Source organism: Streptomyces sp. NPDC024555 (assembly GCF_055559335.1).
In genome coordinates this window covers 1-24,933 of record NZ_JBVHKV010000015.1, presented here as the reverse complement: position 1 = coordinate 24,933, position 24,933 = coordinate 1, and the positions used below count along the sequence as shown (strand labels likewise).

Below are 24,933 nucleotides of genomic sequence, written 5' to 3'. Positions count from 1 at the left end.
GCCCGTCGGATCACTCCTCGGGGGAATCGTCCGGGGAATCGCCCGAGGCCTCTTCGGGCGGCTCCCCCGGGGAGTCCCCGGACGGTTTCGCCGGGCCGCGCCGGCCGGATCCGCCGGTGCCGCCCGCCGGCCCCGGACCGTTCTCCGGCCGGAGCGGCTTCGGCGGCCTGGTCCGGCCGCTGGAGGTGTCCCGCAGATACGAGGCGTCGCCGCTCTCCGTGGCGTGCCCGCCCGGCGCCTGGCCGGGGCCGGGGTCCCGGCGCCGCAGATAGCGCTCGAACTCCCGGGCGATGGCCTCGCCGCTCGCCTCGGGCAGCTCCGCGGTGTCCCGGGCCTCCTCCAGCGTCTGCACGTACTCCGCCACCTCGCTGTCCTCGGCGGCCAGTTGATCGACGCCGAGCTGCCAGGCACGGGCGTCCTCGGGCAGCTCGCCCAGCGGGATGCGCAGCCCGATCAGATCCTCCAGGCGGTTCAGCAGCGCCAGCGTGGCCTTCGGGTTGGGCGGCTGCGAGACGTAGTGCGGCACCGCCGCCCAGAGGCTGACCGCGGGCACGCCCGCGTGCGTGCAGGCCTCCTGGAGGATGCCGACGATGCCGGTCGGCCCCTCGTACCTGGTCTCCTCCAGGTCCATGGTCCGGGCCAGGTCCGGATCGGACGTGACCCCGCTGACGGGCACCGGCCGGGTGTGCGGGGTGTCGCCGAGCAGCGCGCCGAGCACCACCACCATCTCGACGCCCAGCTCATGGGCGAAGCCCAGCAGTTCGTTGCAGAACGAGCGCCAGCGCATCGACGGTTCGATGCCCCGGACCAGCACCAGGTCGCGCGGCTTCTCGCCGCCGACGCGGACCACGGAGAGCCGGGTGGTCGGCCAGGTGATCTTGCGCGTCCCACCGTCCAGCCAGACCGTCGGGCGGTTGACCTGGAAGTCGTAGTAGTCCTCGGCGTCGAGCGCCGCGAACACCTCGCCCTTCCACTCCCGGTCCAGATGCGCCACCGCCGTGGAGGCGGCGTCACCGGCGTCGTTCCACCCCTCGAACGCGGCCACCATGACCGGGTCGACCAGCTCGGGAACCCCGTCGAGCTCGATCACCCAGGCCTCCTTCCGAAGTTCCCTTGCGTACGGAACAACCTTACGGCTTCCGGCCACTGCTGCCGCAGCCCTCGCGCACGGCCGGGTGAACTCCGGGGCGGCCCGCCCGTAGACCGGTGGCATCTGGGTATCAGCCCCGAAGACATCCGAGCTGTGTGGGGGATTCTCGCGTTCGGCTCTGGACGATCACGCTTTTTCTGGGTTATACATCGGATGACCAGAGTAGAGGTCCGATGTTATTACCCCTGGGGGCGCACATGAGTCAGACCGTCACGGACATCGAGGTCCACGACATCCGTTTCCCGACCTCGGAACAGCTGGACGGCTCGGACGCCATGAACCCCGACCCCGACTACTCGGCCGCCTACGTGGTGCTGCGCACCGACGCCGCCGCACCCGACGACGGGAGCGAGCCCGTCGAGGGGCACGGCTTCTGCTTCACCATCGGGCGCGGCAACGACGTCATGGCCGCCGCCATCGAGGCGCTGCGCCCCCATGTGACCGGCCGCCCGGTGCCGCGGACCGCCGCCGACCTCGGGGCACTCCACCGCGACCTCACCCATGACTCCCAACTGCGCTGGCTGGGACCGGAGAAGGGCGTGATGCACATGGCGGCCGGCGCGGTCGTCAACGCGGCCTGGGACCTGGCGGCCAAGCACGCGGGCCTGCCCGTCTGGGAGTTCCTGGCCGCGATGACCCCGGAGGAACTGGTCTCCCTCGTCGACTTCCGCTACCTCACCGACGCCCTCACCCCCGAGGAGGCGCTGGAGATCCTGCGCGCCGCCGAACCCGGCCGCGCCGAGCGCGCCGCACGGCTCCGCGCCGAGGGCTACCCCGCCTACACCACCTCGCCCGGCTGGCTCGGCTACTCCGACGACAAGCTCGTCCGGCTGGCCGAGGAGGCCGTCGCCGACGGCTTCACCCAGATCAAGCTGAAGGTCGGCGGCGACCTCGGCGACGACGTCCGCAGAATGGCGCTCGCCCGCGAGGCCGTCGGCCCCGGCGTGCGGATCGCCGTCGACGCCAACCAGCGCTGGGACGTGGCCGGCGCGGTGGAGTGGATGACCGCGCTCGCCCCGTACGACCCGCACTGGATCGAGGAGCCGACCAGCCCCGACGACATCCTCGGCCACGCGGCCGTGCGGGCCGGCCAGCCGGTCAAGGTCGCCACCGGCGAGCACGTCGCCAACCGCGTCGTGTTCAAGCAGCTGCTCCAGGCCGGAGCCGTCGACTTCGTCCAGATCGACGCCGCCCGGGTCGCCGGGGTCAACGAGAACCTGGCGATCCTGCTGCTCGCCGCGAAGTTCGGCGTACCGGTCTGCCCGCACGCCGGGGGCGTCGGCCTGTGCGAACTGGTCCAGCACCTCTCGATGTTCGACTACGTCGCGGTCTCCGGCAGCTGGGAGGACCGGGTCATCGAGTACGTCGACCATCTCCACGAACACTTCGTCGACCCGACGGTCATCACGTCCGGGCGCTACACCGCCCCGGCCGCCCCGGGCTTCTCCGCCCGGATGCACCCCGAGTCGATCACCGCACACCGCTTCCCGGAGGGCGCCGTCTGGCAGGCCCGCCGCACCGACAAGGAGGACGCCCGATGAACGGCGCACACGACTTCGACGGAATGAACGCCCTGGTGACGGGCGGCGCCTCCGGGATCGGTGCCGCGGTCGCGACCCTGCTCCTGGAGCGCGGGGCCCGTGTCGCCGTACTGGACCGGGACACCTCACGGGCCCCCGAGGGCACCCTCGCCGTCACCGCCGACGTCACCGACGACACCGCCGTGCGCGAGGCCGTCGACCGGGCCGCCGCCGAACTCGGCTCCCTGCACACGCTCGTCTCCAACGCCGGCATCGGCGCCATCGGCACCGTCGAGGACAACGACGACGCCGAATGGGCCCGGGTCCTGGACATCAACGTCCTCGGCATGGTCCGCACCGCCCGGCACGCCCTGCCCCATCTGCGGCGCGCCGCCGCCGACCGCCCCGGCGCCGCCTCCGTCACCCACACCTGCTCGATCGCCGCGACGGCCGGACTGCCCCAGCGCGCCCTCTACAGCGCCAGCAAGGGCGCCGTCCTCTCGCTCACCCTCGCCATGGCCGCCGACCACGTCCGCGAGGGGATCCGGGTCAACTGCGTCAACCCCGGCACCGCCGACACCCCGTGGATCGGCCGCCTCCTCGGGCAGGCCGACGACCCGGAGGCCGAGCGCGCGGCCCTCGACGCCCGCCAGCCGCTGGGCCGGCTGGTCTCCGCCGACGAGGTGGCCGCCGCCGTCGTCTACCTCGCGAGCCCCGCCGCGGCCTCCGTGACCGGAACCGCCCTGGCCGTCGACGGCGGCATGCAGGGGCTGCGCCTGCGCCCCGCCGGGAGCTGACCGCGGACGCGCGCGGCCGGGACACCCCGGCCGCGCGCTACAGCGTCGAGCGCAGCCACTGCTCCACGCTCGCCACATGGACCGTCGCCCACGACCTCGCCGCCTCCGCGTCACGGTCCCGGAGCGCCGCGAGGATCGCCCGGTGCTCGTGCAGGGTGCGGCTCACCGCGTCCACCTGGGTCAGACCGCGCCAGACCCGGGCCCGCGTCGTCGGCCCCGACAGGCCGTCGAGCAGCGAGCAGAGCACCGCGTTGCCGGACGCGCCCACGATGCTCCGGTGGAACTCCAGGTCGGCGGCGACCAGTTCCTCCACCGAGGGGTGGGCGCCCAGCGCGTCCAGCTGCGCGGCGAGCGCGTCGATCCGCTCCTCCTCGATCCGGAGCGCCGCCATCGCGGTCGCGGCCGGTTCCAGGATCCGGCGGACCGCCAGGAACTCCAGCACCGTGTCGTCGCGGTGGAAGTCCACCACGAAGCTCAGCGCCTCCAGCAGCAGCTGGGGATCGAGGCTCGTGACGTACGTGCCGTCGCCCTGGCGCACGTCGAGGATGCGGATCAGCGACAGCGCGCGCACCGCCTCCCGCAGCGAGTTGCGGGACAGGCCCAGCTCCGCGGCGAGTTCGCTCTCCTTGGGAAGGCGATCGCCCGGCCGTAGCGCTCCCGAGACGATCATTTCCTTGATCTTCTCGATGGCCTCGTCGGTGACAGCCATGGGCGACCTCCAGACATCCGATGTATCGCCCCATTATGCGTCCCCGCACGGGGACGGGCGTACGGTTCGGACCGTCCGGGAGGCCGCCGGCCCCTCAGCCCCGTCCCTCGGCGAGCAGCGCCTCCACCCTGGCCCCGAGCGCCTCGCCCGCCAGCCCCCGGATCGTCAGCGTCGTCCGGCGCCGCAGCACGTCGTCGGCGGTCTCGGCCCATTCGCGGTCCCGCGCGTAGACGACCTGCGCCCAGATCTCCGGGGCGTCCGGATGGATCCGCTCGCCGAGCGCCGGGTTCTCGTTGGCCAGCCGGGCGATGTCGAAGGCGAGCGAACCGTAGTGCGTGGCCAGATGCCGCGCCGTGTCCACGGCCATCCCCGCGCCGGGGGCAGCGCCGTCGGTCAGCAGCCGGTGGGCGACCGCGTTCGGATTGGCGATGCCGGGCAGCGGGAGCTTGCGCGGCAGCCGGGAGACCGGCTCCAGCCCCTCCCCGAGCGGGTGGCCCGGCAGGACGGCCAGCTTGTTCATCACCGTACGGCCGATGTGGCGGAAGGTCGTCCACTTCCCGCCGGCCACCGACAGCATCCCGCCCCGGCCCTCGGTCACCACCGTCTCGCGCCTGGCCCGGGAGGTGTCCCCGGGCCCGCCCGGCAGCACCCGCAGTCCGGCGAAGGAGTACGTGATCAGCTCGGGCGACAGTTGCTGGTCGCGGACCGAGAACGCCGCCTCGTCCAGGATCTGCGCGGTGTCCTGCGGGGTCACCGCCACATCCGCCGGATCGCCCTCGTACACCTCGTCCGTCGTGCCGAGCAGCAGCATGTCCTCCCACGGCAGGGCGAAGGTGATGCGGTACTTGTCGATGGGCGTGGCCAGCGCGGCCCGCCACGGACGGGTCCGCCTCAGCACCAGGTGCGCGCCCTTGGACAGGCGTATCGAGGGCGCCGCCCCCGGGTCCTCCATCCGCCGCAGGTGGTCCACCCACGGCCCGGTCGCGTTCAGCACCAGCCGGGCGTCCACCCCGAACTCGCTGCCGTCCAGCCGGTCGCGCAGCTCCGCGCCCGTCACCCGGCCCCGGGTGAACCGCAGCCCGGTGACCGCCGCGTGGTTGAGGACGGCCGCCCCCGCGTCGACGGCCGCGCGCACCGTCATCAGCGCCATCCGCGCGTCGTTCATCTGGTCGTCGCCGTAGACCGCGACGGCCCGCAGGTTCTCCGTCCGCAGCTCCGGCACGTCGCGCACCGCCCGCGCCGGGCTGATCACATGGCCGACGCCGTCGCCGAACGCGGAGAGCGCCGAGTACGCGAAGACGCCCGCGCCGAGCTTCGCCGCGCCGTGCGGCCCGCCCTTGTACACCGGCAGGTAGAAGGTGAGCGGATTGGCCAGGTGCGGGGCGACCTGGCGGGAGACCGCACGGCGCTCGAAGTGGTTCTCCGCCACCAGCTTCACCGCGCCGGTCTGCAGATAGCGCAGACCGCCGTGGAGCAGCTTGGAGGAGGCGGACGAGGTGGCGCCGGCGAAGTCGCCGGCGTCCACCAGGGCCACCCGCAGTCCGGACTGCGCGGCGTGCCAGGCGGTGGAGATGCCCAGGATGCCGCCGCCGATCACCAGGAGGTCGTACGTCGCCTTGGAGAGCTGCTCCCGGGTCTCGGCACGGCTCGGAAGGGAGCCGGAGGCCGGGTGCGTCCCGAGTGCGGGGACGCTCTGCAGGGTGGTCATGTCGGTCACTCCTCGTCGTCGAGCCAGCCCTTGGTGCGTTCCACGGCCTTGAGCCAGCTCTTGTACTCGCGGGCGCGGGTGTCCGCGTCCATGCGGGGGGTCCACTCGGCGGCCCGGCGCCAGTTGGCGCGCAGGGCGTCGGTGTCGGGCCAGAAGCCGACGGCCAGGCCGGCGGCGTAGGCGGCGCCGAGGCAGGTGGTCTCCGCGACCATGGGCCGCACCACGGGTGCGTCCAGGACGTCGGCGAGCGTCTGCATCAGCAGGTTGTTGGAGGTCATCCCGCCGTCGACCTTGAGCGCGGTCAGCTCGACGCCGGAGTCCTTGGTCATGGCGTCGCTGATCTCGCGGGTCTGCCAGGCGGTGGCCTCCAGCACGGCACGGGCGATGTGCGCCTTGGTGACGTAACGGGTGAGGCCGGCGATGACACCGCGGGCGTCGGGGCGCCAGTACGGGGCGAACAGCCCGGAGAAGGCCGGGACGAAGTAGGCGCCGCCGTTGTCCTCGACCGACAGGGCCAGGGTCTCGATCTCGGCGGCGGACTGGATCAGGCCCATCTGGTCGCGCATCCACTGCACCAGCGAACCGGTGACCGCGATGGAGCCCTCCAGGGCGTAGACCGGCTTCTGGTCGCCGATCCGGTAGCCGACCGTGGTCAGCAGCCCGTTGTAGGAGTTGACGGGCGTCTCGCCGGTGTTCAGCAGCATGAAGGTGCCGGTGCCGTACGTGGACTTGGCCTCGCCCTCGGAGAAGCAGGTCTGGCCGAACAGCGCGGCCTGCTGGTCCCCGAGCGCGGAGGCGACCGGCACCCCGTCGAGCACGCCGCCCCTGGTGGTGCCGTAGATCTCGGCCGAGGAGCGGATCTCCGGCAGCACCTCGGCCGGGATGTCCATGGAGCTGAGGATCTTGGGGTCCCAGCTCAGCGAGTGCAGGTTCATCAGGAGGGTGCGGGAGGCGTTGGTGACGTCGGTGACGTGGACACCGCCGTCGGTGCCGCCGGTCAGGTTCCAGATGACCCAGGAGTCCATCGTGCCGAAGAGGATGTCGCCGCGCTCGGCGCGCTCGCGCAGCCCCTCGACGTTGTCGAGCAGCCAGCGGACCTTGGGCCCGGCGAAGTACGAGGCGAGCGGCAGCCCGGTCTCGCGGCGGAAGCGGTCCTGGCCGACGTTGCGGCCCAGCTCCTTGCAGAGCGCGTCGGTACGGGTGTCCTGCCAGACGAGGGCGTTGTGGACGGGCTCACCGGTGTGCCGGTCCCAGAGCAGGGTGGTCTCGCGCTGGTTGGTGATGCCGATCGCCTTCACGTCGGCGGCCGTGATGCCGGCCTTGACGACGGCACCGGCGACGACCTCCTGGACGTTCTCCCAGATCTCCGCCGCGTCGTGCTCCACCCATCCGGGCTTCGGGAAGATCTGCTCGTGCTCCTTCTGGTCGACGGAGACGATCCGGCCGTCCTTGTCGAAGACGATGCAGCGGCTGGAGGTGGTGCCCTGGTCGATGGCCGCGATGAACGGCCCGGCGCCGTGGCTGCCGGTGGTGTGTGCGTCGGTCACGGTGTGCTCCCGGAAGGTCTGTGTGGTCGTGGGGTTGCGACGGGGTCGGGACGTGCGGTCGTGCTCCGCCGCTCAGGCGAACGCGACGTTGTAGAGCCCGCCCGCCAGCGCGCCGCCGATCAGGGGGCCGACGACGGGGACCCAGGCGTAACCCCAGTCGGATCCGCCCTTGTTCGGCAGCGGAAGCAGCGCGTGCACGATACGCGGACCGAGGTCGCGAACCGGGTTGATCGCGTAGCCGGTCGGGCCGCCGAGCGAGAGGCCGATGCCGACGACCACCAGGGAGGTGATCAGCGCGCCGAGGGTGCCGAGGCCGTCGCCGTCCGCGTTGAGCCCCTGGGTCAGGATCGCCAGGACCAGCACGAGCGTGGCGATGACCTCGGTGAGGACGTTCTGCACGGCGTTGCGGATCTCCGGGCCCGTCGAGAAGATCCCGAGCACCGGACCCGCGGCGGGGGCGGCCGACTGGTCGACCATGCCCTCCTCACCCGCATGGGTGCCGAGGATCTCCGGATCCGTGAGGTGCGCCCGGAACTGCCCGTAGTACGTCAGCCAGACCAGTACGGCGCCGATCATCGCGCCCAGCAGCTCCGAGGCGAGATAGAGCGGAACGTCGCTCCACTCGGTGCCGCCCTCGATCGCCAGGCCGATGGTGACCGCCGGGTTGAGATGCGCGCCGGAGACCCCGCCCGCCAGATAGGCGCCGGTCAGCACCGCGAAGCCCCACCCGAAGGTGATGGCGAGCCAGCCGGCGTCCCGCGCCTTCGAGTGCTTGAGCGTGACGGCGGCGCACACACCACCGCCGAGCAGGATGAGCACGGCGGTACCGATGGTCTCGCCGATGAAGATGTCGGAGCTGGACACCCGCGACTCCTTTGTCCTTCGTCCAGGGAAGCCGAACCACGGGTCCCTCCGGTGGTCCGCGCCCTCGTGGGAGGGCGTTGCCGGCCCTGGGCACCGTCACACCCTAACGTTATTTTCCGTTAGTCGTTCGACAATGCCGACCGGTGAACGGCAGTGTTTCGTCCAGGCGAATGAGGCGTCAAGGGTTCTGTGCCCCAAAACTCGACGGTCAAGGGGCCCGGCGGGATCAGAAGCGGCGGGCCCCCAGGTCCCGGGAGACCGCGCGGGCGCAGTCGCGGACCGCCGCCACCAGCTCCGGCCGCAGCTCACCGCCCGCGCAGACCCGCTCCACCGCGCCGGTCACCGCGACGGCGCCCACGGGCATCCGCCGCCGGTCGTGGATGGGGGCGGCCACCGCGGCCACCCCCTCCCAGGTCTCCTCCACGTCGTCCGCCCAGCCCCGCGCGCGGGTGAGGTCGAGCGTCGCCTCGAAGGCGTCGGGGTCGGTGACGGTGCGGGGGGTGAAGGACTGCCGCTCCGCCTCCACGGCCTCGGTGTGGGCCACCGGGTCGAACGCGGCCAGCACCTTGCCCAGTGCCGTGGAGTGCAGCGGCTGCATGGCCCCCACCTCAAGGACCTGCCGGCTGTCGTCGGGCCGGAAGACGTGGTGGACGATCAGCACGCCGTGCTGGTGCAGCACGCCCAGATGGACGCTCTCGCCGCTGGATCTCGCCAGGTCGTCGGTCCACACCAGGGCGCGGGCGCGCAGCTCGTGCACGTCCAGATAGCTGTTGCCCAGGCGCAGCAGCTCGGCGCCCAGCTGGTAGCGGCCCGAGGCCTCGTCCTGCTCGACGAAGCCCTCGTGCTGGAGCGTGCGCAGGATGCCGTGCGCGGTGCCCTTGGCCAGGTCCAGGGAGGAGGCGATGTCCGAGAGGCCCAGCCGCCGCTCGCCGCCCGCCAGCAGACGCAGCATCGCGGCCGCCCGCTCCAGGGACTGGATGTTCTTGGCCATCGCGCCGTACTCCTCCACCTTGTTCGACAATGCTGAACACTATCGGTCGATGCCGACCCCTGCTCGACAGCGACGGAAATCTTCGGCACCCGACGCCTGAAAGCTTCCTGACAGGATGCCGTCCGATCCCCGGACGGTGTGACGACCCTGGTCCGGACCCGGCTACCCTGGCCGGGTGCGCTCTCCACCGAGGGCGCAAAGCCGACAGCCGTCGCACCCCTGGGAGTAAATCCATGGCCCCGTCGCCGACCCCTTCCGCCGAGAGCCGGAACCGAGCCGCAGCCCTGCGCGAGGCACTCGCCACCCGTGTGGTGGTGGCCGACGGAGCGATGGGCACCATGCTCCAGGCCCAGGACCCCACGCTGGAGGACTTCGAGAACCTCGAAGGCTGCAACGAGATCCTGAACGTCACCCGCCCCGACATCGTGCGCTCGGTCCACGAGGAGTACTTCGCGGTCGGCGTGGACTGCGTGGAGACCAACACCTTCGGCGCCAACCTGGCCGCCCTCGGCGAGTACGACATCGCCGACCGGGTCCTCGAACTCTCCGAGGCCGGCGCGCGCATCGCCCGCGAGACCGCCGACGCCTTCACCGCCTCCACCGGACAGCAGCGCTGGGTGCTCGGCTCGATGGGCCCCGGCACCAAGCTCCCCACGCTCGGCCACGCCCCGTACGACCGGCTCCGCGACGCCTACCAGAAGAACGCCGAGGGCCTGATCGCCGGCGGCGCCGACGCCCTGCTGATCGAGACCACCCAGGACCTGCTCCAGACCAAGGCCTCCGTCATCGGCGCCCGGCGCGCCCTCGCGGCCACCGGCGCCGACCTGCCCGTGATCTGCTCGGTCACCGTCGAGACCACCGGCACGATGCTGCTCGGCTCCGAGATCGGCGCCGCGCTCACCGCCCTGGAACCGCTCGGCATCGACCTCATCGGCCTCAACTGCGCCACCGGCCCGGCCGAGATGAGCGAGCACCTGCGCTACCTCGCCCGCCACTCGACGATCCCGCTCTCCTGCATGCCCAACGCCGGCCTGCCCGTCCTCGGCAAGGACGGCGCGCACTACCCGCTCTCCGCGGCGGAGCTGGCCGACGCGCAGGAGACCTTCGTCCGCGAGTACGGCCTCTCCCTGGTCGGCGGCTGCTGCGGTACGACCCCCGAGCACCTGCGCCAGGTCGTGGAGCGGGTCCGGGGCCTGACCCCGGCCGTCCGCGAGCCGCGCCCCGAGCCCGGCGCCGCCTCGCTCTACCAGACGGTGCCCTTCCGCCAGGACACCTCGTACCTCGCCATCGGCGAGCGGACCAACGCCAACGGCTCCAAGAAGTTCCGCGAGGCCATGCTGGCGGCGCGCTGGGACGACTGCGTGGAGATGGCCCGCGACCAGATCCGCGAGGGCGCGCACATGCTCGACCTCTGCGTCGACTACGTGGGCCGCGACGGCGTCGCGGACATGGAGGAGCTGGCCGGCCGTTTCGCCACCGCCTCCACCCTGCCGATCGTGCTGGACTCCACCGAGCTGCCCGTGCTCCGGGCCGGCCTGGAGAAGCTCGGCGGCCGCGCCGTCCTGAACTCCGTGAACTACGAGGACGGCGACGGCCCCGACTCCCGCTTCGTGAAGGTGACCGCGCTGGCCGCCGAGCACGGCGCCGCGCTCATCGCCCTGACCATCGACGAGCAGGGCCAGGCCCGCACCGCCGAGCACAAGGTCGCCATCGCCGAGCGGCTGATCGCGGACCTCACCGGCAACTGGGGCATCAACGAGTCGGACATCCTCATCGACTGCCTCACCTTCACCATCTGCACCGGGCAGGAGGAGTCCCGCAAGGACGGCATCGCCACCATCGAGGCCATCCGCGAGCTGAAGAAGCGCCACCCCGCCGTCCAGACCACGCTCGGCCTCTCCAACATCTCCTTCGGCCTCAACCCGGCCGCCCGGGTCGTGCTGAACTCGGTCTTCCTCGACGAGTGCGTCAAGGCGGGCCTGGACTCCGCGATCGTCCACGCCTCGAAGATCCTGCCCATCGCCCGCCTGGAGGAGGAGCAGGTCAAGGTCGCCCTCGACCTGATCCACGACCGCCGTGCCGAGGGCTACGACCCGCTCCAGCGGCTCATGGAGCTGTTCGAGGGCGTCAACATGAAGTCCATGAAGGAGGGCAAGGCCGAGGAACTGCTCGCCCTTCCGCTGGACGAGCGCCTCCAGCGCCGCATCATCGACGGCGAGAAGAACGGCCTGGAGGCCGACCTCGACGAGGCCCTGAAGGACACCCCCGCGCTCGACATCGTCAACAACACCCTCCTGGAGGGCATGAAGGTCGTCGGCGAACTGTTCGGCTCCGGCCAGATGCAGCTGCCGTTCGTCCTCCAGTCCGCCGAGGTCATGAAGACCGCGGTGGCCCATCTGGAACCGCACATGGAGAAGTCGGACGCCCAGGGCAAGGGCACCATCGTCCTGGCCACCGTCCGCGGCGACGTCCACGACATCGGCAAGAACCTCGTCGACATCATCCTGTCCAACAACGGCTACAACGTCGTCAACATCGGCATCAAGCAGCCCGTCTCCGCGATCCTGGACGCCGCCGAGGAGCACAAGGCCGACGTCATCGGCATGTCCGGCCTCCTGGTCAAGTCCACCGTGATCATGAAGGAGAACCTGGAGGAGCTGAACCAGCGCAAGCTGGCCGCCGACTACCCGGTGATCCTCGGCGGCGCCGCCCTGACCCGCGCCTACGTCGAGCAGGACCTCCACGAGATCTACGAGGGCGAGGTCCGCTACGCCCGTGACGCCTTCGAGGGCCTGCGGCTGATGGACGCCCTGATCGCCGTCAAGCGCGGCGTGCCCGGAGCCGTCCTGCCCGAGCTGAAGCAGCGCCGCGTGCCCAAGCGCGACACCGCCGTGCTGGAGGTCCAGGAGCCGGAGGAGGGCGTGCGCTCCGACGTCACCGTCGACAACCCGGTGCCCACCCCGCCGTTCTGGGGCAGCCGCGTCGTCAAGGGCATCCAGCTCAAGGAGTACGCCTCCTGGCTCGACGAGGGCGCCCTCTTCAAGGGCCAGTGGGGCCTCAAGCAGGCCAGGGCCGGCGACGGACCGACGTACGAGGAGCTGGCCGAGACCGAGGGCCGCCCGCACCTGCGCGGCTGGCTCGACAAGCTCCACACCGAGAACCTGCTCGAAGCCGCCGTCGTCTACGGCTACTACCCGTGCGTCTCCAAGGGCGACGACGTGATCCTGCTGCACGAGGACGGCTCGGAGCGCACCCGCTTCACCTTCCCGCGCCAGCGCCGCGGCCGCCGGCTCTGCCTCGCGGACTTCTTCCGCCCGGAGGAGTCCGGCGAGACCGATGTGATCGGCCTCCAGGTCGTCACCGTCGGATCGAGGATCGGCGCGGAGACCGCCAAGCTCTTCGAGGCCAACTCCTACCGCGACTACCTGGAGCTGCACGGACTCTCCGTCCAGCTCGCGGAGGCCCTGGCCGAGTACTGGCACGCCCGGGTCCGCTCCGAGCTCGGCTTCGCGGGCGAGGACCCCGCCGACGTCGAGGACATGTTCGCGCTCAAGTACCGGGGCGCGCGCTTCTCCCTCGGCTACGGGGCCTGCCCCGACCTGGAGGACCGGGCGAAGATCGCCGGCCTGCTCCGGCCCGAGCGGATCGGGGTCCACCTCTCCGAGGAGTTCCAGCTCCACCCCGAGCAGTCCACGGACGCGATCGTCATCCACCACCCCGAGGCGAAGTACTTCAACGCCCGGTAAGGCCGCGTTCCACGCGCCGTAGCACGACGAGCCGTACACTGGTCGGTCCAGTGCAGGCCGGTCGCTCTCCTTCGGGAATGGCGGCCGGCCTTCTCGTCCCTCATGAAAGGTGTGCCGGATGACCAGTACGATCCCCGTGTCACTGACCCGTACGGCCGAGGAAGCGGGCCTGCAGGCCGTCCTCCTCGACATGGACGGCACCCTGGTCGACACCGAGGGCTTCTGGTGGGACGCCGAGGTGGAGGTCTTCGCCGATCTGGGGCACCGTCTCGACGAGGCGTGGCGGGACGTGGTGGTCGGCGGCCCGATGACCCGCAGCGCGGGCTACCTGATGGACGTCACCGGCGCCGACGTCACCCTCGACGAACTCACCGTGCTGCTCAACGACCGCTTCGAGCAGCGCATCGCCCGCGGGGTCCCGCTGATGCCGGGCGCGCAGCGCCTGCTCGACGAGCTGGCGGCGCACGAGGTGCCCACCGCCCTCGTCTCCGCCTCGCACCGCCGGATCATCGACCGGGTCCTGGACTCCGTGGGCCGCCACCACTTCGCGCTCACCGTCGCGGGCGACGAGGTCACCCGCACCAAGCCGCACCCCGAGCCCTATCTCACCGCCGCACGCGGCTTCGGCGCCGACCCCCGGCTCTGCGCCGTCATCGAGGACACCGCGACCGGTGTGGCCGCCGCCGAGGCCGCCGGCTGCCGTGTGGTCGCCGTCCCCTCCGTCTCGCCGATCGCGCCCGCCGACGGCCGGGTCGTCGTCGGATCCCTCGAAGAGGTCGACCTCGCCTTCCTGCGAGGACTGGTCACCGGGGCGTCCTGACCCGTCGGTCAGGGCCGCCCGCCCCGCCCACTAAGGTCGTTCTCCCAGGTCCGCACGAGGGAGAACGACCACCATGAACCGCAAGACTCTGGTGCTGCCGGCCGTCGTCGGCCTGCTCGCGCCGCTGCTCGCCGCCTGCGGCGCGCCGGACGGCGGGGGAGAGGACGGCGGCAGCATCGTCGTCGGCACCACGGACCGGTTCGTCGCCCCGCAGGAGGCCCCGGCCCCGTTCGACCCCGCCGTGGCCGACGGCTCGGGTGCCCGCTCCGTGCTCCGGCAGACCCTCCAGACCCTCGTACGCCTGCCCGACGACGGTGGCGCGCCGGTCCCCGAGGCCGCCGAGAAGTGCGGCTTCACCGACACCGGGAGCGAGAGCTACCGGTGCACGCTGCGCCCCGGACTCACCTTCGCCGACGGCGGCGGGCTGACCGCCGAGGACGTCACGTACTCCATCCGGCGCGTGCTGCGGATCAGGACCCCCCACGGCCCCGCCGCGCTCCTCGACACCCTGGACACCGTCGAGGCCGTGAACGACCGCGAGGTCGTCTTCCACCTGCGCACCTCCGACGCGACCTTCCCCTACAAGCTCGCCACACCCACCGCGGGCATCGTCCCGCGCGGCAGCTACCCCGCGGACGCCCCGCGCGAGGGCTTCCAGGTGGACGGCTCCGGGCCGTACACCATGAAGCCCCAGGTGCGCGACGGCCGGGTCACGAAGATCGCCTTCACCCCGAACCCCCGCTACCGGGGGAGCCTGCGGATACGGAACGAGGGCGTCGAACTCGCCCTCTACCCCGACACCACCGCCCTGGGCCGGGCCTTCGACGCCGGACGCGTCGACCTGATGACCCGCACGCTCTCGCCCCAGCAGGCCCAGCGGCTGCGCGAGCGGACCGGTGGCGGCGTCGCACTGACCGAGATGTCCGGTCTCGCCATCGGCTACCTCGGCTTCGACACCGAGGACCCCGCCGTCCGGAACAAGGCCGTCCGCCGGGCCATGGCCCAGATCGTCGACCGCGACCGGATCACCGGCCAGGTCTACGGCTCGACCGCCGAACCGCTCTACTCGCTGATCCCCTCCGGCGTCACCGGACACACCAGCGCCTTCTTCGACGTCTACGGCGAACCCAGCGCGGACAAGGCGGCGGCGATGCTCAGGAAGGCGAAGATACCGACCCCGGTCCGGCTCACCCTGCACTACCCGACCGACCACGACGGCCCGGCCACCGCCGCCGAATTCCGGATGCTGCGGCAGCAGCTCAACGACAGCGGACTCTTCGACGTCACCGTCCGGGGCGTCCCGTGGGCCACCTACCGGGCCGCCCGGCTCCGCGGCGACTACGCCGTCTACGGCATGAGCCGCACCCCCGACTTCCCGGACCCGGACAACTTCACGGCCCCGTTCCTCGGCCCGGACAACGTCCTCGGCTCGCCCTACCGCTCCGCGGCCGCCGAGCGGCAGCTCATCCCGCAGTCGCGACGCGAGAGCGACCGCTCCGCCGCCACCACGATGTTCACCCGGCTCCAGGACATCGTCGCCCGGGACGTCCCCGTCCTCCCCCTCTGGCAGGCCAAGCAGTACGTCGCCGCCCGCGACGGCGTCACCGGCGCCGCCCGGAGCGTCGACTCCGGCTCCGCCCTGCGGCTCTGGGAGATCGGCCGGGACTGACCCACCGGCCCGGACACCGCCCCGGCCCCGGGACCCCGCCGGATCACTGGGCGCCGGGGCGCACCAGTCCGCTCTCGTACGCGTACACCGCGGCCTGCACCCGGTCGCGCAGCCCCAGCTTCGTCAGCACATGGCCCACATGCGTCTTGACCGTCGTCTCGCTGACGAAGAGGTCCGCGGCGATCTCCGCGTTCGACAGACCGCGCGCCACCAGCTTCAGGACCTCCACCTCGCGGTCCGTCAGCGTGTGCAGCGTGTCCGGAACCGGCTCCTCGCCGGACGGCAGATGATCCGCGTACTTGTCGAGCAGCCGGCGCGTGATGCTCGGCGCGAGCATCGCCTCGCCCGCCGCCACCACCCGGATCGCCTGCACCAGCTCATTGGCCGGCGCGTCCTTCAGCAGAAAGCCGCTGGCCCCGGCGCGCAGCGCCTCCACCACGTACTCGTCGAGGTCGAAGGTGGTCAGCACCAGAACCTTCGCCGGTCCGTCCCGGCCGGGCCCGGTGATCTGCCGGGTCGCCTCGACCCCGTCCATCCGCGGCATCCGGATGTCCATCAGCACCACATCGGGCTGCAGCGCCCGCACCTGGTCGAGTGCCTGGAGACCGTCACCGGCCTCGCCCACCACCGCCAGATCGCCCTCCGCCTCCAGAATCATCCGGAAGCCGGTGCGCAGCAGCGGCTGGTCGTCGACCAGCAGGACGCGGATCGCCACGGGATCTCCTCACTGCCCTTCAAGGGCCACAGGCCGTCCGGCCCCGGTGCGGACCGGGTCCATTCTGCCCTGGACATCCTGCGCCGCCTCGGCCGGGCGCACCGACAGCGGATACACCGGGGGAGTCCCGCCGAATTCCGGACAGAGCGCCTGGTGGTCGCACCAGCCGCACAGCTTCGTCGGCCGCGGCCGCCACTCGCCCGTCTCGGTGGCCAGCGCGATCGCGTCCCACAGCGCCAGCAGCTTGCGCTCCACCCGCTCCAGGTCCCCGATCACCGGGTCGTACGTCATCACGTCCCCGCTGCCCAGGTAGACCAGCTGGAGCCGGCGCGGCACCACGCCCTTCAGCCGCCAGATCACCAGCGCGTAGAACTTCATCTGGAACAGCGCGCCCTCCGCGTACTCCGGACGCGGCGCCTTCCCCGTCTTGTAGTCCACGATCCGGACCTCGCCCGTGGGCGCCACGTCGATCCGGTCGATCACCCCGCGCAGCCGCAGCCCCGACTCCAGCTCCGTCTCCACGAACAGCTCGCGCTCGGCGGGCTCCAGCCGCGTCGGGTCCTCCAGCGAGAACCAGCGCTCCACCAGCCGCTCCGCCTCCGACAGCCACCGGGCCAGCCGCTCGCCCCCGGCATCCTCCGCGAACAGCTCCGCCAGCTCCGGCCGCGACTCCAGCAGCCGGTCCCACTGGCCCGGGACCAGCGACGTCGCCCGGCCGGGCGTCCGCTCCGCGGCCGGATTGTCGAAGAGCCGCTCCAGCACCGCGTGCACCAGCGTCCCCCGGGTAGCCGCTTCACTGGGCTTCTCGGGCAGCCGGTCGATGACCCGGAAGCGGTACAGCAGCGGGCACTGCATGAAGTCGCTCGCCCGCGACGGCGAAAGGGACGAGGGCGGCTGGGAGGGCCGCGGCACTGAGGTCATGACGACGACCCTACGGCCCGCCACTGACATCAATCGGCATACCATCGACCACAGACCCTCGAACACTGCATCATCGTGCCGAAACGGCACCGACCGAAGGGACCTCGTGGACGAGAGCGGCGACAGCGGGCGGCCGCGGCCCGGCGCAGGGGGTACGGGCCCCGGCGACGGCCCCGGCAAGGGCGCACCCGGACACCGCGACGAGCCCGGGGGCGGCATCCTCATGGGCCGTCCCTTCGGCGTGCCCGTCTACGTGGCGCCCAGCTGGTTCCTCGTCGCGGCCCTGATCACCTGGGTCTTCGGCGGCCAGCTCGACCGGGTCCTGCCCGACCTCGGCGCCGCGCGCTATCTGGTCGCCCTCTTCTTCGCGATCGCCTTCTACGCCTCCGTGCTCGTCCACGAGCTGGCCCACACGGTCGTCGCGCTGCGCTACAAGCTCCCGGTCCGCCGCATCCAGCTCCAGTTCTTCGGCGGCGTCTCCGAGATCGAGAAGGAGACCGAGACCCCCGGCCGCGAATTCCTCCTGGCCTTCGTCGGCCCGCTGCTCTCCCTGGTCCTCGCCGGGGTCTTCTACGTCCCGATGAAGTTCGTCGAGGGCGGCACCGTGCCCGGCGTCCTGCTCGGCGGGCTGATGATCTCCAACCTCATCGTCGCCGCGTTCAACCTGCTGCCCGGCCTCCCGCTGGACGGCGGACGCATGCTCCGCGCCGTCGTCTGGAAGCTCACCGGCCGCCCCATGAGCGGCACCGTCGCCGCAGCCTGGGTCGGCCGCGCCCTCGCCGTCATCACCCTGGTCGGCCTGCCGCTGCTCACCCGCACCGACACCCTGGGCAACGGCAACCGCGACATCAGCGGCATGGACACGGTCACCGACGCCCTGCTCGCCGCGATCCTCGCCGCGATCATCTGGACCGGCGCCGGCAACAGCCTGCGCATGGCCCGGCTGCGCGAGCACCTGCCCGACCTGCGCGCCCGCACCCTGACCCGGCGGGCCGTCCCGGTCGAGGCCGCCACCCCGCTCTCCGAGGCCCTGCGCCGGGCCAACGAGGCCGGCGCCCGCGCCCTCGTCGTCGTCGACGCCACCGGCGAGCCCCAGGCCCTCGTCCGGGAGTCCGCCATCGTCGCCGTCCCCGAGCACCGCCGCCCCTGGGTCGCCGTCAGCGGCCTCGCCCAGGACCTCACCGAGGGCATGCGGGTCTCCGCCGAACTCGCCGGAGAGGCCCTGCTCGACCGCCTCAAGGCCAGCCCCGCCACCGAGTACCTGGTCGTCGAGGAGACCGGCGAGATCTACGGAGTGCTCTCCACCGCCGACGTCGAACGCGCCTTCGTCGCCGCCATGGCCCGCCCCGCCGCCTGACCCCCGCTCCCACGGGCCGGACGGGCGGACGGAGGCCCCGGAAACACCGGTACGCTGGTCACATGTCTGAACCGACCGGTGCCGCCCGCCGACGCGGGCCCTTCAAGGTCGGGGACCAGGTCCAGCTCACCGATCCCAAGGGACGCCACCACACCTTCACGCTCGAGGCCGGGAAGAACTTCCACACCCACAAGGGTTCCTTCCCCCACGACGAGCTGATCGGTGCCCCCGAGGGCAGTGTTGTCCGTACCACGGGAAACGTCGCCTACCTCGCGCTGCGCCCCCTGCTCCCCGACTACGTCCTGTCCATGCCCCGCGGCGCCGCCGTGGTCTACCCCAAGGACGCGGGGCAGATCCTGGCCTTCGCCGACATCTTCCCCGGCGCCCGCGTCGTGGAGGCCGGGGTCGGCTCCGGGGCGCTGTCCACCTTCCTGCTCCGCGCCATCGGTGAACAGGGCATGCTGCACTCCTACGAGCGCCGCGAGGACTTCGCCGAGATCGCCCGGCAGAACGTGGAGCGCTACTTCGGCAGCCCCCACCCCGCCTGGCAGCTCACGGTCGGCGACCTCCAGGACAACCTCTCGGAGACCGACGTCGACCGTGTCGTCCTGGACATGCTCGCCCCCTGGGAGTGCCTGGACGTCGTCTCCAAGGCACTGGTCCCCGGCGGCATCCTCTGCGCCTACGTGGCCACCACGACCCAGCTCTCCCGGACCGTGGAGTCCATCCGCGAGATCGGCTGCTTCGCGGAACCGCAGCCCTGGGAGTCGATGATCCGCAACTGGCACGTCGAGGGCCTGGCCGTCCGTCCGGACCACCGCATGATCGGGCACACCGGCTTCCTGGTCACCGCCCGCCGGCTGGCCGACGGAGTCACCGCCCCCGCCCGCCGCCGCCGCCCCTCCAAGGGCGCCTACGGCGAGGACTACGAGGGACCGGGCGCCGGGCGCGGCGGCTCCGACCGCGACTGAGCCCGCCCCCCCCATGTACCGGCGTCGTCGCCGGGATTCCGGACCGACCCGGGAACCCGGCGGCGGCGCCTCTTCGTTGCCCGTACGCGACCCCGCGCACGGGAGGGACGATCCCGGGAGCGACCCCACCGTTCCGCTGCCGTGTGAGGTGTGGCACGATGCTGGCCACCCCACCCGGCCGACGACGTCCCGCCGACAGAGCCGCCGCTTCCGGTATTCGGCTCCACAGGAACCACAGGAGACATCCCGCGTGCAGACCTCCGCGCTCCCGGACCTCGCGCACAACGACACCACCCCGCTGCACTGGGTGGCCACGGCGACCGCCATGGCCGCCGTCGTCGCGGCCGCCGGCCTGCTCCAGCCGGACTCCAGCGCCTCGGCCTCCACACCCCACCGCACCGCGGCCTCACACGCGGCCGCCCCGGCCGCCGCCCCCGACCCGGCCCGCGCCGCCTTCCCCCTGGACTGCGGTCAGGCGGGCTACACGGTCGCCAAGCAGGTTCCCGGCGACCTCGACGGCGACGAGCGCCCCGAGACCGTCGCGGTGGTCCACTGCGCGGCCGGATCGGGCACCCCGCCCAGCGGTGTCTACGTCCTCACCCCGGGCAAGGGGAACGGGGCCGCACCGAGGATCGTGGCGACCCTGGTGGACCCCGTACAGAAGATGAGCGTCGGCGACTTCGCGGTGCGCGACGGCGTCGTCGCCGCCACTCTGCTCGGCTACTCCTCGCCCGAGGTGCCCTCCTGCTGCCCCGACGAGCAGGAGAAGGTCACCTGGCAGTGGCAGAACGGCGCCTTCGTCCGCAGCAGCCAGTCCACCGATCCCGCGGACACCGGTATCTGACCCCCGCGCCCGCCGCCCCGCCCGGGGGCGGCCGTCAGGCGGCCTCGGGGCCGTAGACCTCGACCCTGTCCGAAACCCGACGTACGTGGATGCAGTCGCCCGGACACTCCTTGGCGGAGTCCACGACGTCCTGGAGCAGCGGCAGCGGGACCGGCGTCGTGGCCCCCGCGTCCTGGAGCAACTCGTCCTCCGCGCTCTTCACGTACGCGAGACCGTCGATGTCCAGCTCGAACACCTCGGGTGCGTACTGCACGCAGATCCCGTCCCCGGTGCACAGGTCCTGGTCGATCCAGACCTCCAGATCCTGCGTCTCGCCACCGTTGGGAGCGTCCTGCTGCACGGTCATTTCTCCTGCCGTTCCCTGCGTATCCGAACCAGAAAATGCCAGCCCTGACGGGTGTTGAACGCTTCGACGATACAACCGGCGGCTTTCCGATGTTGAAGGGTGGGTATTCCCCTGGGACGAGGGAGAGCGCAAGGGTGAAGATCGGACACACACCGCAGTGTTTGTGATCTAGGGGTTTCAATCATCACCCACCCAGGTAGGGTCAGGAAGCGTCCAGCTCCCTTTGGAGGAGGTGAGGACCGTGGCAGCCCACGACGACGACATCAACCGCGGCATCCGGCCCGGACGGGGGTCCGAAGACCCGGCCGGCCAGGTCGCCTATCTTGAGCAGGAAATCGCCGTCCTGCGACGTAAGCTCGCCGACTCTCCGCGTCATACGAGGATTCTCGAAGAGCGGATCGTCGAGTTGCAGACCAACCTCGCAGGCGTGTCCGCGCAGAACGAGCGGCTCGCCAACACGCTCCGCGAGGCCCGCGACCAGATCGTGGCCCTCAAGGAGGAGGTCGACCGGCTCGCACAGCCGCCGGCCGGTTTCGGTGTGTTCCTGCAGGCGAACGAGGACGGTACCTGCGACATCTTCACCGGGGGCCGCAAGCTCCGGGTGAACGTCAGCCCCAGCGTCGAACTGGACGAGCTCCGGCGCGGCCAGGAAGTCATGCTCAACGAAGCGCTCAACGTGGTCGACGCCATGGAGTTCGAGCGCGCCGGGGACATCGTCACCCTCAAGGAGATCTTGGAGGACGGCGAACGGGCCCTGGTGGTCGGGCACACCGACGAGGAACGGGTGGTGCGGCTCGCCGAGCCCCTGCTGGACATCACCATCCGTCCCGGCGACGCCCTCCTGCTCGAACCCCGCTCCGGCTACGTCTACGAGGTCGTTCCCAAGAGCGAGGTCGAGGAACTCGTCCTCGAAGAAGTCCCGGACATCGACTACGACAAGATCGGCGGACTCGGCGACCAGATCGAACTGATCCGGGACGCGGTCGAGCTGCCCTATCTCCACCCGGACCTCTTCAAGGAACACGAACTGCGGCCCCCGAAGGGCATCCTGCTGTACGGCCCGCCCGGCTGCGGCAAGACGCTCATCGCCAAGGCCGTCGCCAACTCCCTTGCCAAGAAGGTCGCCGAGGTCACCGGCCAGCCGGCCGGGAAGAGCTACTTCCTCAACATCAAGGGCCCCGAGCTCCTCAACAAGTACGTCGGCGAGACCGAGCGCCACATCCGCCTGGTCTTCCAGCGGGCCCGTGAGAAGGCGAGCGAAGGCACCCCCGTCATCGTCTTCTTCGACGAGATGGAGTCGCTCTTCCGCACCCGTGGTTCCGGTGTCAGCTCGGACGTGGAGAACACCATCGTCCCCCAGCTGCTCGCCGAGATCGACGGTGTCGAGGGCCTGGAGAACGTCATCGTCATCGGCGCCTCCAACCGCGAGGACATGATCGACCCCGCGATCCTGCGCCCCGGCCGCCTCGATGTGAAGATCAAGATCGAGCGTCCGGACGCCGAGGCGGCGAAGGACATCTTCGCGAAGTACCTCACCCCCTCGCTGCCGCTCCACGCGGACGACCTCGCCGAGCACACCGGCTCGAAGGAGGCCGCCGCCCACGCCATGATCCAGTCGGTCGTGGAGCGCATGTACACCGAGTCCGAGGAGAACCGCTTCCTCGAGGTGACGTACGCCAACGGCGACAAGGAGGTCCTGTACTTCAAGGACTTCAACTCCGGCGCGATGATCCAGAACATCGTCGACCGGGCCAAGAAGATGGCCATCAAGGCGTTCCTCGAAGAGGGCCAGAAGGGCCTTCGCGTCTCCCACCTCCTCCAGGCCTGCGTGGACGAGTTCAAGGAGAACGAGGACCTGCCCAACACGACCAACCCGGACGACTGGGCGCGGATCTCCGGCAAGAAGGGCGAGCGGATCGTCTTCATCCGCACGCTCGTCACCGGAAAGCAGGGCGCGGACACCGGCCGCTCCATCGACACGGTGGCCAACACCGGGCAGTACCTCTAGAAGGCGGACCGGCTGCGGATGCCCGGCAGGGTGTCCGCAGCCGGTTGCTTTCCGGACAGCTCCCGCGACACCGCAGGAATGACGTAATTGATCTCCCCACCAGCACAGAGGCGCTCTAGGCTCTGGCGTACCGCCCGGTCGGGCAGTGCGGGGACGGACGGACCGCGCACACACCGGAGAAGCAGCGGTACGTGAGCGTCGCCCCCGGAAGGGGAGCGCCGCCGGGCAAGGAGGGCCGCATGACCGTACGGCGAGTAATGGGCATCGAGACGGAGTACGGGATCTCCGTGCCCGGTCATCCCAACGCCAATGCCATGCTCACCTCGTCCCAGATCGTCAACGCCTACGCGGCGGCGATGCACCGGGCGCGGCGCGCTCGCTGGGACTTCGAGGAGGAGAATCCGCTGCGCGACGCGCGAGGCTTCGACCTCGCCCGCGAGACCGCCGACTCGAGCCAGCTCACGGACGAGGACATCGGCCTGGCCAATGTCATCCTCACCAACGGGGCGCGGCTCTACGTCGACCACGCACACCCCGAGTACAGCTCGCCGGAGATCACCAACCCCCGGGACGCGGTCCTGTGGGACAAGGCCGGCGAGCGGATCATGGCGGAGGCCGCCGAGCGCGCGGCCCAGCTGCCGGGCGCCCAGCCGATCCTCCTCTACAAGAACAACACCGACAACAAGGGCGCCTCGTACGGCACGCACGAGAACTACCTGATGAAGCGGGAGACGCCGTTCTCCGACATCGTGCGCCATCTGACGCCGTTCTTCGTCTCGCGGCAGGTCGTCACCGGCGCCGGACGGGTCGGAATCGGCCAGGACGGCCACGAGCACGGCTTCCAGATCAGCCAGCGTGCCGACTACTTCGAGGTCGAGGTGGGCCTGGAGACCACCCTCAAGCGCCCCATCATCAACACCCGCGACGAACCGCACTCCGACGCCGAGAAGTACCGCAGGCTCCACGTCATCATCGGCGACGCGAACCTCTCGGAGATCTCCACCTACCTCAAGCTGGGCACCACCTCGCTGGTCCTGTCCATGATCGAGGACGGCTTCATCAACGTCGACCTGGCCGTCGACCAGCCGGTCCGCACCCTGCACCAGGTCTCGCACGACCCCGGACTGCGGCAGCTGATCACGCTGCGCAGCGGCCGGACACTGACCGCGGTGCAGTTGCAGATGGAGTACTTCGAGCTGGCCCGCAAGTACGTCGAGGAGCGCTACGGCGCGGACGCCGACGAGCAGACCAAGGACGTGCTGACCCGCTGGGAGGACACCCTCAACCGGCTGGAGAACGATCCGATGAGCCTCTCCCGGGAGCTGGACTGGATCGCCAAGCGGGAGCTGATGGAGGGCTACCGCCGGCGCGACAGCCTGGACTGGGACGCGGCGCGGCTGCACCTGGTGGACCTCCAGTACGCCGACGTACGGGCCGAGAAGGGCCTGTACAACCGTCTGGTGGCCCGTGGCCGGATGAAGCGGCTCCTGGACGAGACCGAGGTCGACAGGGCCCGTACGGCCCCTCCGGACGACACCAGGGCGTATTTCCGCGGTCGCTGTCTGGAGCAGTACGCCGACGACGTGGCCGCGGCCTCCTGGGACTCGGTCATCTTCGACCTGCCGGGCCACGACTCCCTCCAGCGGGTTCCGACGATGGAGCCGCTGCGGGGCACCCGGGAGCACGTCAAGGCACTCCTGGACCGCTGCAGCACCGCTGAGGAGCTGGTCCAGGTGCTCTCGGGCGGCTGAAAGGACCGCCCGCTGGGAATCATTCCGATGACCTCCGGACGTTGAGACAAGTACCGGGCCAATGTCGGACCCTCTGGGTAGGGTCTGATCAAGTGCTTCGAACCGAGCGGGGTGAGCTACATGGCGACCAAGGACACCGGCGGCGGACAGCAGAAGGCGACGCGTTCCACCGAGGGCACCGAGGAGCAGGCGCAGGACGCGCAGGCATCCGAGGACCTCAAGGAGCGCCAGGAGAAGCTGAGCGACGACGTGGACGACGTCCTCGACGAGATCGACGACGTGCTCGAGTCCAACGCCGAGGATTTCGTTCGCTCGTTCGTACAAAAGGGTGGCGAGTAACAGGACGGGGCCCTCTCGGGCCGTCGGCGGTCGTGGGGGGGGGGGGGGGGGGGGGGGCCCCCCCCGCCCCCCCCCCCGGCCCCGGGGGCCCCCCCCCCCCCCCGCCGGGGCCCCCCCCCCCCCCCCCGGGGGGGGGGGGGGGGGGGGGGGTGGCCCCAAA

At 71.3% G+C, this 24,933-nt stretch carries 20 protein-coding genes; 11 read left to right on the top strand and 9 right to left on the bottom strand.

The genetic code is table 11. From position 1 onward, the window contains the following. Nucleotides 1-10: 10 nt before the first annotated feature. Nucleotides 11-1,090, bottom strand: a complete 1,080-nt coding sequence (locus ACZ4FH_RS25345) for a PAC2 family protein (protein ID WP_467307613.1) — start codon at nt 1,088-1,090, stop codon at nt 11-13. 257 nt (nt 1,091-1,347) lie between these two features. Between ACZ4FH_RS25345 and ACZ4FH_RS25340 the strand changes: the two genes are divergently transcribed. Both ACZ4FH_RS25340 and ACZ4FH_RS25335 read left to right on the top strand, forming a co-directional pair. Next, complete coding sequence (locus ACZ4FH_RS25340; RefSeq protein WP_467307611.1) at nt 1,348-2,691, top strand: enolase C-terminal domain-like protein; 1,344 nt, start codon at nt 1,348-1,350, stop codon at nt 2,689-2,691. After that, nucleotides 2,688-3,467 (top strand): SDR family NAD(P)-dependent oxidoreductase, encoded by a 780-nt coding sequence (locus ACZ4FH_RS25335; protein WP_467307609.1) that lies wholly within the window; start codon nt 2,688-2,690, stop codon nt 3,465-3,467. The genes ACZ4FH_RS25340 and ACZ4FH_RS25335 overlap by 4 nt, the downstream gene beginning before the upstream one ends. A gap of 37 nt (nt 3,468-3,504) precedes the next feature. Here the strand turns inward: ACZ4FH_RS25335 and ACZ4FH_RS25330 are convergent, their stop codons facing one another. From ACZ4FH_RS25330 to ACZ4FH_RS25310, 5 genes are all read right to left on the bottom strand, one after another. Then, nucleotides 3,505-4,176, bottom strand: coding sequence for a FadR/GntR family transcriptional regulator (locus tag ACZ4FH_RS25330; protein WP_467307608.1), 672 nt, complete (start codon nt 4,174-4,176; stop codon nt 3,505-3,507). Between the two features lie 94 nt (nt 4,177-4,270). Beyond that, the gene (locus ACZ4FH_RS25325; protein WP_467307606.1) at nt 4,271-5,884 is read right to left on the bottom strand and encodes a glycerol-3-phosphate dehydrogenase/oxidase; all 1,614 of its coding nucleotides are present in this window, start codon (nt 5,882-5,884) and stop codon (nt 4,271-4,273) included. A 5-nt stretch (nt 5,885-5,889) separates the two neighbouring features. Next, the gene (gene glpK / locus ACZ4FH_RS25320; RefSeq protein ID WP_467307604.1) at nt 5,890-7,431 is read right to left on the bottom strand and encodes a glycerol kinase GlpK; all 1,542 of its coding nucleotides are present in this window, start codon (nt 7,429-7,431) and stop codon (nt 5,890-5,892) included. A 72-nt stretch (nt 7,432-7,503) separates the two neighbouring features. Beyond that, complete coding sequence (locus tag ACZ4FH_RS25315; RefSeq protein WP_383645484.1) at nt 7,504-8,295, bottom strand: MIP/aquaporin family protein; 792 nt, start codon at nt 8,293-8,295, stop codon at nt 7,504-7,506. A gap of 226 nt (nt 8,296-8,521) precedes the next feature. Further along, nucleotides 8,522-9,286 carry an IclR family transcriptional regulator gene (locus ACZ4FH_RS25310; RefSeq protein ID WP_467307813.1) on the bottom strand — a complete coding sequence of 255 codons (765 nt, stop codon included), beginning with the start codon at nt 9,284-9,286 and terminating at the stop codon, nt 8,522-8,524. A gap of 233 nt (nt 9,287-9,519) precedes the next feature. Here ACZ4FH_RS25310 and metH point away from each other — a divergent pair, with 233 nt between their 5' ends. The 3 genes from metH (at nt 9,520) to ACZ4FH_RS25295 (ending at nt 15,521) form a co-directional block, all read left to right on the top strand. Beyond that, on the top strand, nt 9,520-13,032 hold the full coding sequence (gene metH / locus ACZ4FH_RS25305) for a methionine synthase (RefSeq protein WP_467307601.1): 3,513 nt from the start codon (nt 9,520-9,522) through the stop codon (nt 13,030-13,032). Between the two features lie 118 nt (nt 13,033-13,150). Next, nucleotides 13,151-13,852, top strand: coding sequence for an HAD family hydrolase (locus tag ACZ4FH_RS25300; protein ID WP_467307600.1), 702 nt, complete (start codon nt 13,151-13,153; stop codon nt 13,850-13,852). 73 nt (nt 13,853-13,925) lie between these two features. Beyond that, entirely contained in the window at nt 13,926-15,521 is a 1,596-nt protein-coding gene (locus ACZ4FH_RS25295) for an ABC transporter substrate-binding protein (protein ID WP_467307598.1), read from the top strand. A gap of 43 nt (nt 15,522-15,564) precedes the next feature. Here the strand turns inward: ACZ4FH_RS25295 and ACZ4FH_RS25290 are convergent, their stop codons facing one another. Then, complete coding sequence (locus ACZ4FH_RS25290; protein WP_093541287.1) at nt 15,565-16,236, bottom strand: response regulator; 672 nt, start codon at nt 16,234-16,236, stop codon at nt 15,565-15,567. Nucleotides 16,237-16,245: 9 nt separating this feature from the next. Next, entirely contained in the window at nt 16,246-17,091 is an 846-nt protein-coding gene (locus ACZ4FH_RS25285; RefSeq protein WP_467307812.1) for a RecB family exonuclease, read from the bottom strand. Nucleotides 17,092-17,263: 172 nt separating this feature from the next. On the opposite strand from ACZ4FH_RS25285, the gene ACZ4FH_RS25280 reads away from it, so the two are divergent. The 3 genes from ACZ4FH_RS25280 (at nt 17,264) to ACZ4FH_RS25270 (ending at nt 20,329) form a co-directional block, all read left to right on the top strand. Beyond that, the gene (locus ACZ4FH_RS25280) at nt 17,264-18,514 is read left to right on the top strand and encodes a site-2 protease family protein (RefSeq protein WP_467307595.1); all 1,251 of its coding nucleotides are present in this window, start codon (nt 17,264-17,266) and stop codon (nt 18,512-18,514) included. Nucleotides 18,515-18,576: 62 nt separating this feature from the next. After that, a complete protein-coding gene (locus ACZ4FH_RS25275; RefSeq protein ID WP_467307593.1) occupies nt 18,577-19,485 on the top strand; it encodes a tRNA (adenine-N1)-methyltransferase in 909 nt (302 codons plus the stop codon). A gap of 250 nt (nt 19,486-19,735) precedes the next feature. Continuing rightward, nucleotides 19,736-20,329: a hypothetical protein gene (locus ACZ4FH_RS25270; RefSeq protein WP_385104214.1), complete on the top strand. Its 594-nt coding sequence runs from the start codon at nt 19,736-19,738 to the stop codon at nt 20,327-20,329. Between the two features lie 34 nt (nt 20,330-20,363). On the opposite strand, the gene ACZ4FH_RS25265 is transcribed toward ACZ4FH_RS25270, so the two are convergent. Next, complete coding sequence (locus tag ACZ4FH_RS25265; RefSeq protein WP_383645504.1) at nt 20,364-20,675, bottom strand: ferredoxin; 312 nt, start codon at nt 20,673-20,675, stop codon at nt 20,364-20,366. A 241-nt stretch (nt 20,676-20,916) separates the two neighbouring features. Here ACZ4FH_RS25265 and arc point away from each other — a divergent pair, with 241 nt between their 5' ends. From arc to ACZ4FH_RS25250, 3 genes are all read left to right on the top strand, one after another. Further along, nucleotides 20,917-22,683, top strand: coding sequence for a proteasome ATPase (arc, locus tag ACZ4FH_RS25260; RefSeq protein ID WP_383645507.1), 1,767 nt, complete (start codon nt 20,917-20,919; stop codon nt 22,681-22,683). Nucleotides 22,684-22,922: 239 nt separating this feature from the next. Further along, nucleotides 22,923-24,434, top strand: coding sequence for a depupylase/deamidase Dop (gene dop / locus ACZ4FH_RS25255; protein WP_467307589.1), 1,512 nt, complete (start codon nt 22,923-22,925; stop codon nt 24,432-24,434). A gap of 120 nt (nt 24,435-24,554) precedes the next feature. Beyond that, nucleotides 24,555-24,773, top strand: a complete 219-nt coding sequence (locus ACZ4FH_RS25250) for a ubiquitin-like protein Pup (protein WP_069173386.1) — start codon at nt 24,555-24,557, stop codon at nt 24,771-24,773. Nucleotides 24,774-24,933 lie beyond the last annotated feature (160 nt).